The sequence below is a fragment of the Pseudomonas soli genome, from assembly GCF_900110655.1.
GTDB classification, from domain to species: domain Bacteria; phylum Pseudomonadota; class Gammaproteobacteria; order Pseudomonadales; family Pseudomonadaceae; genus Aquipseudomonas; species Aquipseudomonas soli.
This window is the reverse complement of the sequence record NZ_FOEQ01000001.1, coordinates 107,283-119,988: the sequence shown is the minus strand read 5'-3', so window position 1 is coordinate 119,988 and position 12,706 is coordinate 107,283. Positions and strand designations below refer to the sequence as shown.

Here is a 12,706-nt window from a genome sequence, read left to right as displayed (position 1 = left end):
TCATGTGGGGTGGGTCAGCACGGCAGTCGCGGGTGGACGCAGGCATGGTAGCGGCCACCTTCTGCGTGGCTGGGGGGAATATCTGCGCCGCACTCGGGCAACGCGTGGCGACAACGTGGGTGAAAGGCGCAGCCGGACGGTGGCTGCAGCGGGCTCGGCGGCTCGCCGGCCAGCGGGTGCTGCGGCAGGCGCCGGGCCGGGTCGATGTCGGCGATGGACTGCACCAGCGCGGCGGTGTAGGGATGGCGCGGGTCGTCGAAGACCTCGGCCACCGGGCCTTCCTCGACGATCCGCCCCAGGTACATCACCGCCACCCGGTCGCACAGGTGGCGTACCACGCCCAGGTCGTGGGTGATGAACAGCAGGGCCAGGCCCATGCGCTGGCGCAGTTCCAGCAGCAGGTTGATGATCTGCCCCTGGATCGACACGTCGAGGGCGGCGACGCACTCGTCGGCGACGATCAGCCGGGGCTCGACGGCCAGCGCCCGGGCGATGCCGACCCGCTGGCACTGGCCGCCACTGAGCGAGCCGGGCTTGCGCTCGGCGAGTTCCGCGCGCAGGCCGACCAGGCCGAGCAGTTCGGCGACCCGGGCGGGGATCTGCGCGGCGGGCACCTTGCGCTGCACCTGCAGCACCTCGGCGAGGATCTGGCCGATGCGCTGGCGTGGATTGAGCGCGCTGTACGGGTCCTGGAAGATCATCGCGGTCTCGCGGCGCAGGCGCTCGATATCCAGGCGGTTGCCCTGGCGCATGTCGCTGCCGTCGAACAGCACCTGGCCGCTGCTGGCCGGGGTCAGTTGCAGGATGGCCCGGGCCAGGGTGCTCTTGCCGCAACCCGACTCGCCCACCAGGCCCAGGGCCTGGCCGGCGGCGAGGCTCAGCGACGCGCCGTTGACGGCGTTGACCTTGCGTGGGCGCAGGTTTAACAGGCCGCCGCCCGGGGCGGGGAACTGCACATGCAGGTCGTTGACCTGCAACAGCGTGGTCATGACAGGCCTCCGGCCAGCAGCGGGGTATGGCAGGCCAGGCGATGGCCGGGGGCGATCACCCGCAGTTCCGGCAATTGTGCCCGGCAGTCCGGCGTGGCCTGCGGGCAGCGCGGTTCGAAGCGGCACCCTGCGGGCAGGGCGTCGAGCAGCGGCGGTTGCCCGGCAATGGTGTTCATCAGTCCCGCGTGCCGCCGCGTCGCGGGATGGCAGGCCAGCAGTCCGGCGCTGTAGGGGTGGCGCGGCTGGCTCAGCAGGGCCTGCTTGGCGCCGTGTTCACACAGGCGCCCGGCGTACATCACGGCGATGCTGTCGCAGGTTTGCGCGACCACGCCGAGGTCGTGGCTGATCAGGATCATCGACAGGCCGCGGCGGTCGCGCAGCTCCAGCAGCAGGCGCAGGATCTGCGCCTGTACGGTGACGTCCAGCGCCGTGGTCGGCTCGTCGGCGATCAGCACCTTGGGGTTGCAGCCCAGGGCCACGGCGATCATCGCCCGTTGCCGCATGCCGCCGGAGAACTCGTGGGGATAGCTGTCGACGCGGGTTTTCGGGTCGGGGATGCCGACTTGGCGCAGCACCTCGATGGCCTCGGCCCGCGCTTCGCGCCGCGAGGCGCCCTGGTGCAGGCGGATGCCCTCGGCGATCTGCGCGCCGATACGCATCAGCGGGTCGAGGTGGCTGCTGGGGTTCTGGAAGATCATGCCCAGCTCGCGACCGCGCATACGGCGCATGCCGGCCTTGTCCAGGCGCAGCAGGTCGTTGCCGGCCAGGCGCACGGCCTGGCCTTCGAGGCGCAGGTTCGGCGACGGCAGCAGGCGCATCAGGCCGCGACAGGCCAGGGTCTTGCCCGAGCCGCTTTCGCCCACCAGGCCGAGGATCTCGCCCTGGCCGAGGTCGAACGACAGGCGATCGACCAGGGTGATATCGCGTTGGCCAGCGCGGGCGATGACGCTCAGTTCGCGGACCTGGAGCAGGGCAGGGCTCATGTACGGTCTCCCAGCAGCTCGGCGACGCCGTCGGCCAGCAAGCTGAAGCCCATGGCCAGGGTCACCACGGCCAGGCCCGGGAAGGTGCAGATCCACCAGGCGCTGGTGATGAAACTCTGCCCCTCGGCCACCATGGTGCCCCATTCCGGGGTGGGCGGCTGCACGCCGAGGCCCAGGTAGCTGACGGCCGCGCCATTGAGCAGCACCAGCACGGCATCCGACATGCAGAACACCACCGAGCCGAACAGGGCGTTGGGCAGCAGGTGGCCGAACAGCACGCGTCGGTGGCTGAACCCCAGGCTCCTGGCGGCCAGGGCGAAATCGCCTTGCTTGAGCACCAGGATCTGCGAGCGGATCAGCCGCGCATAGGACACCCAGCCGACCAGGGCCATGGCGATGTAGAAGCTGCCCAGGCCCGGGCCGAGGATGGCCATGATCGCCAGCATCAGCACCAGGAACGGGAAGGCCAGGACGATATCGACCAGGCGCATGCAGATGTTGTCCAGCAACCCGCCGACATAGCCGGAAACCGCGCCGATGCAGGTGCCGAGCAGGAACGGAAAGATCACCCCGATCAGCGCCATCTGCAGGTCGATGCGCGCGCCCCAGATCACTCGCGAGAGGATGTCGCGGCCAAAGTTGTCGGTGCCGAACGGGTGACCAAGGCTGGGCGCGGCCAGGCGCAGGTCGGCGTTCTGCGCCAGCGGGTCGAACGGCGCTATCCATGGCGCGCAAAGCGCCAGCAGGCACCAGCCGAGGACGATCGCCAGGCCGCAGTACAGCGCCAGGCGGCCATTGCCCAGGTGCCAGGCCAGGCGCCAGCGTAGCGCCAGTGCGGGGCTCTGGCTCATTGGATGGTCACCCGCGGGTCGAGGGCGGTAGTCACCACGTCGGCGATGAAGTTCACTGCCACCGTGGCGCAGGCCAGCACCATGGCCACGCCCTGGACCACCATGTAGTCGCGGGTGAAGATGCCGCGCACGAGCAACTGGCCGACACCGGGCAGCGAGAACAGGCTTTCGATCACCACGGTGCCGCTGATCAGCCAGCCGATGTTGACCGCCAGCAGGTTGATGGTCGGTAGCATGGCGTTGGGCAGGACGTGCCGGCGCAGGATCGCCCCTTCGCCCAGGCCGCGGGCGCGGGCAGCGGTGACGTGGTCGGCCTGCAGCTCCAGGAGAATGCTTGCGCGCAGGTTGCGCACCAGCACCGCCGAGAGCGCCAGGGCGATGGTCAGGCACGGCAATACCAGGTGGTGCAGTTTATCTGCCCAGGTGCGGCCATAGCCGGACACCGGGAACAACCCCCAGTGCACGCTGAACAGCAGGATCAGCATGAGCCCCAGCCAGAAGGCCGGCAGGCCGAGCCCGGCGGTGGTGAACAGGCGGATCAGGTTGTCGGCCCAGCCGCCCTTGTGCCGGGCGGCGAGGGTGGCCAGCGGCACGGCGATCAGCAACGCCAGCAGCACGCTGCCCAGCACCAGCAACACAGTCGGCTCGATGCGCCCGGCAATCAGCGGCAGGGCATCGACCTTGTACAGCAATGACTTGCCCAGGTCGCCGTTGAGCAGGTTCTTCAGGAAGTACAGGTACTGCACCCAGATCGGCTCGTCGAGGGCGAACTGGGCGCGAATCTTCGCGATCGCGTCCGGCGTGCTGCGCGCGCCCAGCAGCACCCGCGCCGGGTCGCCGGGGATCGAGCGCACCAGCACGAAGGTGATGATGCTGATGCCCAGCAGTACCGGCAGCAGTTGCAACGGGCGAATCAGGACGAACCGGTAACGTGCCAGGCTCATCGGTCAGCCCCGGTTGCGTTGCAGGAAGTCCAGCAACACCGGGAAATAGGCCTGGGGTTCTTCGTAGAACGGCATGTGGCTGCTGTTGGGGAACACGTGCAGCTCGGCGCGGCCGTGCAGGGCCAGGTTCATGCGCATGGCGCAGGCGGGGGTCAGCTCGTCGTGCTGGCCGGTGGTGATCAGCACCGGCATGCGGAACTCGCCCATCTGCTCGAGGCGGTTCCAGTCCTTGAGGTTGCCGATATAAAGGAACTCGTTGGGGCCCTGCATGGTGCTGTACGGGCCCATGTTCCAGTCGCTCAGCGAGCGCTGGATCGGCGCCGGCCACTGCTCGAGGCGGCAGACGTGGCGGTAGTTGAGCAGGGTGATGGCCGCCTGGTACTGGGGATGGTCGAGGGTGCCCAGGGCCTCGTGGCGCTGCATCATCGCCACGGTCTCGCTGCCCAGCGCGCCGCGCAGGCGCTCAAGCTCGGTGATCAGGTGCGGAATGTCGCCGACAGTGTTCTCGAGAATCAGACTTTTCAGCGACTGCGGGTGATGAATGGCGTACTCGATCGCCAGCCAGCCACCCCAGGAATGCCCCAGCATGTGCACGCGCCCCAGGTCCAGGGCCTCGCGCACGCGTTCGACCTCGGCCACGTAGCGGGTGATGTTCCACAGGCTGCCGTCATCCGGGCGGTCGGAGGCGCCGGTGCCCAGCTGGTCGAAGGCGACCACGCGGATACCCTTGTCCTTGAGCCAGGCATGGGCGTCGCGCAGGTAGTCGCAGGGCAGCCCCGGCCCGCCATTGAGGCACAACAGCACCTCGTCACCTTCGCCAAAGCTGTACACCACGACGTTATGGCCATCGACCTCTACGTCGAACCGCTGGTCAGGTTGCATCTCACGCCACATCGCTACTCTCCTGTTGGCCATGGCTTGGGGCTATAACTAGCGCAGGAGATTTCGTCGCCTACAAGCTAGTGTTTCCTATAGGTTTTGTATGGCAGTCCCGCGCCAAGCCGTGGCATTCTACGTGCCGGACTTCGGGATGGAAATCCAAAAGGAATCACAGGGAGTGTCAGGTATGCAGGCCAAGGTGGCTGAACTCAATGCCCGTCTGGCGTCGGACAAGAGCCTGGACGAACAGATGGACAGCGTCGCCGAACTGGCGGCAGAACTGGGCTTTGATGCCCTCGTGTACGACTACAGCCCGGTGCCGCTGGATCATGTCGGCGAGCTGATCACCCCGAGCGTGGTCCGACTGCGCCAGACCCCGAAGGACTGGCAGGACCTGTGGTGTTCCGAGGGTTTCTACCAGATCGACCCGGTACAGCAGGTTGCCGTGTCCTCCATCGCGCCCTTCGTCTGGTCGTACCTGCCCAAGGGCGAGACCATCCTGCAGCGCCACATCGACCGTCGCCACGCCCCGGTGGTCGGCTACCTGCACGATGCGCAGCTGACCTGCGGCGTGACCGTGCCGATCCACCTGCCACGGGGCGGGCTGGCGACCCTGACCGGCCTGCGCCCCCAGGCCAGCCAGCGCGACCTGGACGACGCCCGGGAGCACCTGGGCGATTTCAGTCAGATTGCCCACGCTCTGCAGGAGGCGGCCTATCCCTTGCTGGCCAAGGAGTCCTCTACCCGCGCCATCCGTCTGACCCGCCGCGAAGTCGAGTGCCTGCGCTGGGCCGCCGAAGGCCTGACGGCAGGGGAGATCGCCGACAAGCTCAACCGCTCGCTGGCGACGATTTCCCTGCACCTGACCTCGGCGATGCACAAGCTCGGGGCCAAGAACCGCGTCCAGGCGGTCGCCCGGGCGGTGCATTACCGCCTGCTCGACCCGTGAAAAGGGCAAAAAAAACCGAAAACCTAGCAAATTCTCTAGTTATGCCGCGTTGCGCATAGGGATATCGTGTGTTCCATGATTCACATGGAGCCGGATGAAATGGAACTCACCCAATCGCGTGAAGGTTTTGCCCCCTTTGGCGAATACCAGACCTGGTACCGCGTCACCGGCGACCTGGCCTGTGGCCGCACCCCGCTCGTCATCCTGCACGGCGGCCCGGGCTGCACCTACGACTATGTCGATGCCTATAAAGATGTCGCCGCCGGTGGCTACCCGGTCATCCACTACGACCAGCTGGGCAACGGCCGTTCCACCCACCTGCCGCAGATGCCGCCGTCGTTCTGGACGGTGAAGCTGTTCCTGGATGAGCTCGACAACCTGCTTGAGCACCTGGGCATCAGCGAGCGCTACGCACTGCTGGGCCAGTCCTGGGGCGGCATGCTCGCCAGCGAACACGCGGTGCGCCAGCCCAGGGGCCTGCGCTGCCTGGTGATCGCCAACTCGCCGGCCGACATGCGCACCTGGGTGCGCGAGGCCAACCGCCTGCGCGAAGAGCTGCCCAAGGACGTCCAGGAAACCCTGCTGCGCCACGAAGCCGTGGGCGACTACACCGCGGCCGACTACATCGCCGCCACCCAGGTGTTCTACGACCGCCACGTGTGCCGGCTCAAGCCCTGGCCGGAAGAGGTGGCACGCACCTTCGCCCAGGTGGAGGCCGACCCGACCGTGTACCACGCGATGACCGGGCCCAACGAATTTCACATCATCGGCAGCACCAAGGACTGGACCATCGTTGACCGCTTGCCGCGGATCAACGTGCCGAGCCTGTTGATCTCCGGGCGCTATGACGAGGCCACGCCGCTGGTAGTCAAGCCGTACCTGGACCTGATCCCCGGGATCCGCTGGGCGTTGTTCGAGAACTCCAGCCACATGCCGCATGTGGAGGAGCGGGTGGCGTGCATGGGCACCGTGGTCAAGTTCCTCGACGAGAGTCTGTAGCTTCAACGGCCGCCAGCCGGCCGACAGTTTCCCTTCCTCAGGCCTGTCCGGGTTCAACCCGGCGGGCCTGAGTTTTATCTCCTCCCAGGTGACGAGCACCAGCACGTTCCCACGCGGTGATTAACAACCCAACGCCCCAGCGCTATCCTTAATCCAGTTCCCCAAGGAACCTCACCATGCGCCGGCTGCTACTGCTGTTACTGATCACCGTCATCCCAGGCTGCCAAACCCCATTGCCCGCCGCCAACCCGCAGATGGCCTGGGTCGACCTGTCGCTGCCATTCCCCAATGACCGCGTCCTGCTGGCCGAACGCCTGGACAAGCAACGCCTGGACGAAGGCCGTTTCTTCCAGGTCAGCCCTGGCAGCCACGAACTGGTGGTGCGCTTTGACTATGAAACGAACGGCGGAGGAGGCATGAGCATGCTCGGCGGCACCACCGTCCGCCAATGCTACCTCACCCTCGATTACGCCCATTTCCAGGCCGGCCAGCGCTATGTGCTGGAAGCCCGCTCCATGGCCCTGACACCCGAGGCGAGGCTGTACAATGCCGCCCGGGAGATCGTCGCAGAGGTCAGCGAGTTCTACTGCCTGATGTGACCGAGCCCGGTTCATTGACTGTTCGTGAAGGAATTCAACCGTTGTGTGAAGCATGAGTCGTTCGCTGTTCATTTCCCTCGATGGCCCCAAGGGCACTGGCAAGACCACGCTGCTGGAAGCCGTCACCAAAGCGCTGAGGGCGGACAACAGGAAAGTGATCCGCATCTGCGAGAAGAAAAGCGATCCCTACCGGGGCGAAACCATGGTCCTGGTCAACCAGTTCGTCAGGAAACCCTGCCGGGACCTGGAAATGAAGGTTTGTGAGCGCCTGGCGGACAGCCGTGCCTGGATTTCCCGGCACGTGCTGGCCAAGCAGCCAGCAGACAGCATCATCCTGATCGATCGCTGGTACCCGTCCGATGCGGCGTTTCGCCGACTGGTGCCGTTTGCCGAGATCCTTCGCTTGAACCTCGAACGCAACGTGCGGGTGCCGGACCTGCATGTGGGCGTTGTCACCGACCCTGAACTCTCGTGGAAGAGGGCAGCGGCGCGGTCGCGCGGATTGAGCAGTACCGTGATGCACGCGCTGGAGGAGCATGTCGCTTGCACCGAAGCGTTCGAGCGAGTGGTTGCCGATCAAGGGTGGGTTTTATGTCGCAACGAAGGAACGCTTGAAGAGGCGACAAGCGCGTTGGTATCTGAGATCCGTCGCCTGCTTTGATGGTCCTGATTTTCACTCCATCGGTGAAAGTGTTCACGCGCACGGCCGGTTTTTCCCAGGTGCCGGGCACGCCAGACTGGCTGGCAATCAACTGACCAGGAGCGTGACGTGAACACACAAGACCTTCCCCTCGTTTCCCTTGCCATCCTCAAGGCCAAGCCAGGCCAGGCAGCAGCGCTGAAAGAGGCCTTGCTGGCCCTGATCGAGCCGACCCGGGCCGAGCCCGGCAATCGTGACTACATGTTGTTCGAGCGCAGCGACGAGCCCGGGACGTTTTACATGCGCGAAGCGTTCGACCATCAACAGGCTCTGGACACCCACCTGGCCACCGAACACTTTCAGTATTTTGCCGAGCAGGCTGACCAGCTGCTGGCAGAGCCATTGCAACTGATCTTCCTTGACCCAGTATCCAGTGTCGTTGCGCCCTATCCCTGACACCCCTGCAAGTCACCAGGGAATTTGCCTTCCGTCCCAAGCCCAGAAGGTACCGGTCTGTGATGGTCCATGCCGGCCGATGAGTTCGAGGATGCAACCGGCGGCAAAAGCAGGCGAGAACAGTTTGTCGATTGGCACATTGCCCTGGAAGGGGCGCGAGAGCTGGGTGTCGGTGGTCCCAGGGTGCAGGGCAAGGACTGTCGAAGCGGGGTTGAGCCGCTTGAGTTCGATGCTGGCCGTGCGCAACAGCTGGTTGAGCGCGGCCTTGCTGGCGCGATAGCTGTACCAGCCGCCAAGGTGGTTGTCGCCGATCGAGCCGACCCGGGCCGACAAGGCGGCGTAGGTGACCGGTTGCTGGCGCAGCAAAGGCAGCAGGTGCCTGAGCAGCAGGATAGGGGCGAAGCAATTGGTCACGAAGCTGGCCTGCAACCCCGCGATGTCCAGTTGCGCCAGGGACTTCTCGGGGCGAGCCGGGGGTTCGTGGAGTACGCCAAGGGTACTGATGACCAGATTCAACTGCGCACAGCTGGCCTGGACCTGCGCCGTCAGTGCTTGCAACGCCCGTTCATCCCGAGCATCGCAATCGATGCGCATCAACCTGCGGCCATGCGTCAGGGCCAGCGCATCGAGCGACGTGCTGCGGGTTGCCTGGCGCGACACGGCGATCAGCAGGCCCACGTCTTCGCGTGCCAGCAGTTGTTCGCACAGGGCAAGCCCGATGCCTTGGCTGGCGCCGCAGACCAACACGTTTGCGGGGCTGTGGAGGTTGGTGATGACACTCATCCGAAGTGCTCCCTGGTATGAATCGAGCTGCCCTTAATTTCTATACAACATTGAAAATTATCTGTACAAAGCCATAATCTTGTACAGGATTTGTCTTCTGTACAGGTTTTTCATGGTTTGCTCCGGACGATTAGCCTGCCTCTGTCTGCTGCTGATTTCGCTCACTTCGGTCGGCGCGGATTGGCGAGCCACGCTTGTGACGGCTCAACGGCTGGGTGAAGGGGAATTCACCTGGTTCGGCCTGCGTCTGTACAGCGCCCGTTTGTGGGCCGAGGGACCGGTGCTGGACTGGAGCCGGCCATTCGCCCTGGAGCTGAGCTACCACCGGTCGTTGTCCCGGGAAACGCTGGTCAAGGCAAGCTTGGAGGAGATGCGCCGTCTTGGCGCCGGCACCGTCACCACGCAACAGTTCGACGTATGGGCCCGTGAAATGCAGGCGGCATTCGTGGATGTGCGCCCCGGTATGCGCATCACCGGGGTGTTCCTTCCGCAAACAGGTTGCCGCTTCTACGTCGATGGCCGACTGCGCCATGAAGTGGCCGATGTGGCTTTCGCCCGGGCCTTCTTTGCCATTTGGCTTGACCCGCGCACCCGGGATCCACAATTGCGCCAGCGCCTGATCGGCCTGGCCGGTAACGATCGAGGACACTGAATATGTACAAAGCTTTGTTGTTGACCATGTGCCTGTTGCTCGGCAGCTGTGGCAACGTCGGCGTCGAGCACTACGCCGGCGAGCAACCCAAGCTGGACCTGGCGGCCTTCTTCGCGCGTCCGGTGCAGGCCTGGGGCATGTTCCAGAAGCGCTCAGGCGAGGTCGTGAAGCGTTTCCATGTGCGTATCGATAGTCACCGCGAGGGCGAGCGGCTGATCCTTGACGAGCGGTTTCTCTACAGCGACGGTACTCGACAGCGGCGCACCTGGACGCTGGAGCCCGATGGCCCCGGTCGCTGGCGTGGCACCGCGGGCGACGTGATCGGCGAAGCCCGCGGCGAGGTGGCTGGCAATGCGCTGCGCTGGCGTTACCAACTGGACCTGCCGGTTGACGGGCGGCACTGGCAGGTGGACCTGGACGACTGGATGTACCTGATGGACGACGACACCCTGATCAACCGCTCGCGCATGAGCAAGCTGGGCGTGGAGATCGGCCAGATCACCCTGTTCTTTCGCCGCCTGCCGGAGGGCACGCCATGAATCTCAATACACTCTTCGAGCAGGTCGCTGCCGGCCAGGTGCAGGCATTGGAACTGCTGTCGCTGGAGGGCGGTTTCTACCTGCTGCGGGCGATGGCCAATGCGGGGCCGGTCACACTGAGCGACGATCAGGGGCAGGCCGTTCGTTTTCACTCCATCACTCAATTGCGCCAGACGCTGGCCGGTTTGCAGCCGGTGCCGTGCATGCTGGTCCAGCAAGTGGTGCACGATGAAATGTGTGGGCAGCGTGACGGCCCTGTTGCGCCGCTGCGGGTGCCGGTGACGTTGGACGAGCAGTGGTAGCTTCGGCGATGCGTCTGGGCCTGGTGCTGGGCGACCAGCTGTCGTTCGACCTGGCCAGTCTCGCCGCGCTTGACCCGGCCCGCGATGCGATTCTGATGGCCGAAGTGGAAGGTGAGGCGCGCTATGTGCCGCATCATCCGCAAAAAATCGTGCTTGTCTTCAGCGCCATGCGTCATTTCGCCCAGGCGCTCAGGGCACGTGGCTGGCAGGTGCACTACGTCGAATTGGACGCCGACGGCAACAGTGCCAGCATTGCCGGCGAACTGCGGCGCTGGCAGCAGGCTCTGGGCGCCAGCGAGGTTCACTTGACCGAGTGCGGTGAGTGGCGCCTGGAACAGACGCTCCGCGAGGCGGGGCTACCGTTGGTGTGGCACCGCGACACCCGTTTCCTGTGCTCGCGAGAGGCGTTCGCGCGCTGGGCCCAGGACCGTACCCAACTGCGCATGGAGCATTTCTACCGCGGCATGCGCAAGCGCTGCGGCCTGCTCCTGGAGCCCGACGGCAGCCCGGCGGGGGGCGCATGGAATTTCGATAACGACAATCGCAAGCCGTTGGCGCGCGGCCTGCGCGGTCCGTTCCCGGCGCATTTCGCACAGGATGCCATAACCCGTGGCGTGGTGGCCCTGGTACGCCAGCGTTTCAGCGACCACTACGGCGAACTCGACGGTTTCGACTATCCCGTGACCCATACCGAAGCTCAACAGCTCTGGCAGCATTTTCTCGACTTCGGCCTGGCGGCGTTCGGCGACTACCAGGACGCAATGGCTGAAGGCGAGCCTTACCTGTTCCATGCGCGCATCAGCGCGGCGCTGAACATAGGGCTACTGGATGTGCGCTGCCTTTGTGAAGACGTGGAAAGCGCCTGGCGCCAGGGCCGGGTACCGCTCAATGCCGCAGAGGGCTTCATCCGCCAGTTGATCGGCTGGCGCGAGTATGTGCGTGGCATTTACTGGCTGCGTATGCCCGAGTACGCCAGGCTCAACCACCTGGGCAACACCCGCGGCCTGCCGGGCTTCTACTGGAGTGGGCAGACGCGCATGCGCTGCATGGCGCAGGCGATCGGACAGACCTTGCGCCTCGGTTACGCACATCACATCCAGCGGCTGATGGTCACCGGCAACTTTGCCCTGCTAGCCGGCATCGCGCCGCCCGCGATCTGCCAATGGTACCTGGCCGTGTACATCGATGCGTTCGATTGGGTAGAACTGCCCAATACCCTGGGCATGGTGATGCACGCCGATGGTGGCTACCTGGGTTCCAAACCCTACTGCGCCAGTGGTCGTTACATCCAGCGCATGTCCGATCACTGCAAGGCCTGCAGCTTCAAGGTGGATCAGGCGGTTGGTGAAGACGCGTGCCCGTTCAATGCGTTGTACTGGCATTTTCTCATTCGCCACCGCGCCCAGCTTTCAGGCAACCCCCGCCTGGCCTTGGTGTATCGCAGCCTGGACGGCATGGCGCCTGCCCGTCGCGAGGGTGTGTGGCAACGCGGTGAAACGCTGCTGGCGCGGCTCGATGCCGGCCAGGACCTATGAAGAAGCAGCATCTCCCGAGCAAAATATGCGCGGTGTGCGGCCAGCCTTTCGCCTGGCGCAAGCGCTGGGCGCGGTGCTGGGCGCAGGTGCGCTATTGTTCTGAACGCTGCCGCCGCTCAGCGCCGCGCGGCGAGACGCACCAGCAAGGGGAGGGCCAGGGCCCAGATCGGCACCAGCAGCAAACTTGTCACCACCGCCCCCAGGGGCAAGGTGACATCAGCTAGCCTGGCGCCGCCCAGGTACGCCAGCGGGCCTCCCAGCGCGCCCACTGACGCGCCGCGCCAGAACGGCCAGCCCGCCCACGCCAGGCTGTGGCGAAGGCCGCTGGCCAGTACCAGCCACAGCAATACCAGCCACAATGGCAGTGGCCATGCTTCAAAACGAAACAAGCCGATCGCCCCCAGCAGGCTATCAAGCACGCAACCGGCCAAGATCACGCGCAACAGTGCGCGAACTTCGCTGCCGCGAGCCGCGCACAGTGTCAGGTGCACCGCCATCCCCAGCGGCACCAACAACAGTAGCCAGGGAACCTTGGCGCCCAACACGCAGGCCCACCAGCCAACCTGCAGCCATAGCGCATTGGCGATCAGCCAGGCGCGGGGCATC

16 protein-coding genes and 1 pseudogene are annotated in these 12,706 nt (G+C 65.4%); 10 read left to right on the top strand and 7 right to left on the bottom strand.

All coding sequences use genetic code 11. From position 1 onward, the window contains the following. Positions 1-14: 14 nt before the first annotated feature. The 5 genes from BMY03_RS00570 to BMY03_RS00550 are packed head-to-tail and all read right to left on the bottom strand — an operon-like array spanning position 15 to position 4,661. Entirely contained in the window at positions 15-989 is a 975-nt protein-coding gene (locus BMY03_RS00570) for an ABC transporter ATP-binding protein (RefSeq protein ID WP_038706163.1), read from the bottom strand. Further along, entirely contained in the window at positions 986-1,972 is a 987-nt protein-coding gene (locus BMY03_RS00565) for an ABC transporter ATP-binding protein (protein WP_094009962.1), read from the bottom strand. The genes BMY03_RS00570 and BMY03_RS00565 overlap by 4 nt, the downstream gene beginning before the upstream one ends. Continuing rightward, positions 1,969-2,823 carry an ABC transporter permease gene (locus BMY03_RS00560; RefSeq protein ID WP_038706161.1) on the bottom strand — a complete coding sequence of 285 codons (855 nt, stop codon included), beginning with the start codon at positions 2,821-2,823 and terminating at the stop codon, positions 1,969-1,971. Before BMY03_RS00560 ends, BMY03_RS00565 begins: the two co-directional genes overlap by 4 nt. Then, on the bottom strand, positions 2,820-3,767 hold the full coding sequence (locus tag BMY03_RS00555) for an ABC transporter permease (RefSeq protein WP_094009961.1): 948 nt from the start codon (positions 3,765-3,767) through the stop codon (positions 2,820-2,822). The genes BMY03_RS00560 and BMY03_RS00555 overlap by 4 nt, the downstream gene beginning before the upstream one ends. Before the next feature lie 3 nt (positions 3,768-3,770). After that, positions 3,771-4,661 carry a proline iminopeptidase-family hydrolase gene (locus tag BMY03_RS00550; RefSeq protein ID WP_094009960.1) on the bottom strand — a complete coding sequence of 297 codons (891 nt, stop codon included), beginning with the start codon at positions 4,659-4,661 and terminating at the stop codon, positions 3,771-3,773. A gap of 172 nt (positions 4,662-4,833) precedes the next feature. Here BMY03_RS00550 and BMY03_RS00545 point away from each other — a divergent pair, with 172 nt between their 5' ends. The 5 genes from BMY03_RS00545 (at position 4,834) to BMY03_RS00525 (ending at position 8,289) form a co-directional block, all read left to right on the top strand. Then, entirely contained in the window at positions 4,834-5,595 is a 762-nt protein-coding gene (locus tag BMY03_RS00545) for a LuxR family transcriptional regulator (protein ID WP_038706159.1), read from the top strand. 99 nt (positions 5,596-5,694) lie between these two features. Continuing rightward, positions 5,695-6,594, top strand: coding sequence for a proline iminopeptidase-family hydrolase (locus BMY03_RS00540; RefSeq protein ID WP_094009959.1), 900 nt, complete (start codon positions 5,695-5,697; stop codon positions 6,592-6,594). Positions 6,595-6,770: 176 nt separating this feature from the next. Continuing rightward, positions 6,771-7,193 carry a PA0061/PA0062 family lipoprotein gene (locus BMY03_RS00535; RefSeq protein ID WP_023630318.1) on the top strand — a complete coding sequence of 141 codons (423 nt, stop codon included), beginning with the start codon at positions 6,771-6,773 and terminating at the stop codon, positions 7,191-7,193. A 52-nt stretch (positions 7,194-7,245) separates the two neighbouring features. Beyond that, entirely contained in the window at positions 7,246-7,854 is a 609-nt protein-coding gene (locus BMY03_RS00530) for a dTMP kinase (RefSeq protein ID WP_023630319.1), read from the top strand. Positions 7,855-7,962: 108 nt separating this feature from the next. After that, complete coding sequence (locus tag BMY03_RS00525) at positions 7,963-8,289, top strand: putative quinol monooxygenase (protein WP_023630321.1); 327 nt, start codon at positions 7,963-7,965, stop codon at positions 8,287-8,289. Between the two features lie 12 nt (positions 8,290-8,301). Here BMY03_RS00525 and BMY03_RS00520 read toward each other — a convergent pair whose 3' ends face one another. Then, complete coding sequence (locus BMY03_RS00520; RefSeq protein ID WP_094009958.1) at positions 8,302-9,072, bottom strand: SDR family NAD(P)-dependent oxidoreductase; 771 nt, start codon at positions 9,070-9,072, stop codon at positions 8,302-8,304. Between the two features lie 112 nt (positions 9,073-9,184). Here BMY03_RS00520 and BMY03_RS00515 point away from each other — a divergent pair, with 112 nt between their 5' ends. The 5 genes and pseudogenes from BMY03_RS00515 to BMY03_RS26830 form a co-directional block, all read left to right on the top strand. Further along, positions 9,185-9,724, top strand: coding sequence for a chalcone isomerase family protein (locus BMY03_RS00515; RefSeq protein WP_094009957.1), 540 nt, complete (start codon positions 9,185-9,187; stop codon positions 9,722-9,724). Between the two features lie 2 nt (positions 9,725-9,726). Then, entirely contained in the window at positions 9,727-10,263 is a 537-nt protein-coding gene (locus BMY03_RS00510; RefSeq protein WP_023630324.1) for a DUF3833 domain-containing protein, read from the top strand. Further along, complete coding sequence (locus tag BMY03_RS00505) at positions 10,260-10,565, top strand: DUF6482 family protein (protein ID WP_023630325.1); 306 nt, start codon at positions 10,260-10,262, stop codon at positions 10,563-10,565. The genes BMY03_RS00510 and BMY03_RS00505 overlap by 4 nt, the downstream gene beginning before the upstream one ends. Positions 10,566-10,573: 8 nt before the next feature. Continuing rightward, positions 10,574-12,100: a cryptochrome/photolyase family protein gene (locus BMY03_RS00500; protein ID WP_038706157.1), complete on the top strand. Its 1,527-nt coding sequence runs from the start codon at positions 10,574-10,576 to the stop codon at positions 12,098-12,100. Beyond that, a pseudogene (locus BMY03_RS26830) lies at positions 12,097-12,219 on the top strand (DUF2256 domain-containing protein); the annotation flags it as partial. The gene BMY03_RS00500 and the pseudogene BMY03_RS26830, both read left to right, overlap by 4 nt. Here the strand turns inward: BMY03_RS26830 and BMY03_RS00490 are convergent. Then, complete coding sequence (locus BMY03_RS00490) at positions 12,217-12,705, bottom strand: DUF2878 domain-containing protein (protein ID WP_094009956.1); 489 nt, start codon at positions 12,703-12,705, stop codon at positions 12,217-12,219. The pseudogene BMY03_RS26830 and the gene BMY03_RS00490 overlap by 3 nt on opposite strands. Between the last annotated feature and the right edge of the window lies 1 nt (position 12,706).

What these genes read in the sequence shown, in the direction of transcription:
- BMY03_RS00570 (WP_038706163.1), bottom strand. Translation starts at nt 989, where the DNA reads ATGACCACGCTGTTGCAGGTCAACGACCTGCATGTGCAGTTCCCCGCC.
- BMY03_RS00565 (WP_094009962.1), bottom strand. Translation starts at nt 1,972, where the DNA reads ATGAGCCCTGCCCTGCTCCAGGTCCGCGAACTGAGCGTCATCGCCCGC.
- BMY03_RS00560 (WP_038706161.1), bottom strand. Translation starts at nt 2,823, where the DNA reads ATGAGCCAGAGCCCCGCACTGGCGCTACGCTGGCGCCTGGCCTGGCAC.
- BMY03_RS00555 (WP_094009961.1), bottom strand. Translation starts at nt 3,767, where the DNA reads ATGAGCCTGGCACGTTACCGGTTCGTCCTGATTCGCCCGTTGCAACTG.
- BMY03_RS00550 (WP_094009960.1), bottom strand. Translation starts at nt 4,661, where the DNA reads ATGTGGCGTGAGATGCAACCTGACCAGCGGTTCGACGTAGAGGTCGAT.
- BMY03_RS00545 (WP_038706159.1), top strand. Translation starts at nt 4,834, where the DNA reads ATGCAGGCCAAGGTGGCTGAACTCAATGCCCGTCTGGCGTCGGACAAG.
- BMY03_RS00540 (WP_094009959.1), top strand. Translation starts at nt 5,695, where the DNA reads ATGGAACTCACCCAATCGCGTGAAGGTTTTGCCCCCTTTGGCGAATAC.
- BMY03_RS00535 (WP_023630318.1), top strand. Translation starts at nt 6,771, where the DNA reads ATGCGCCGGCTGCTACTGCTGTTACTGATCACCGTCATCCCAGGCTGC.
- BMY03_RS00530 (WP_023630319.1), top strand. Translation starts at nt 7,246, where the DNA reads ATGAGTCGTTCGCTGTTCATTTCCCTCGATGGCCCCAAGGGCACTGGC.
- BMY03_RS00520 (WP_094009958.1), bottom strand. Translation starts at nt 9,072, where the DNA reads ATGAGTGTCATCACCAACCTCCACAGCCCCGCAAACGTGTTGGTCTGC.
- BMY03_RS00515 (WP_094009957.1), top strand. Translation starts at nt 9,185, where the DNA reads ATGGTTTGCTCCGGACGATTAGCCTGCCTCTGTCTGCTGCTGATTTCG.
- BMY03_RS00510 (WP_023630324.1), top strand. Translation starts at nt 9,727, where the DNA reads ATGTACAAAGCTTTGTTGTTGACCATGTGCCTGTTGCTCGGCAGCTGT.
- BMY03_RS00505 (WP_023630325.1), top strand. Translation starts at nt 10,260, where the DNA reads ATGAATCTCAATACACTCTTCGAGCAGGTCGCTGCCGGCCAGGTGCAG.
- BMY03_RS00500 (WP_038706157.1), top strand. Translation starts at nt 10,574, where the DNA reads ATGCGTCTGGGCCTGGTGCTGGGCGACCAGCTGTCGTTCGACCTGGCC.
- BMY03_RS00490 (WP_094009956.1), bottom strand. Translation starts at nt 12,705, where the DNA reads ATGCCCCGCGCCTGGCTGATCGCCAATGCGCTATGGCTGCAGGTTGGC.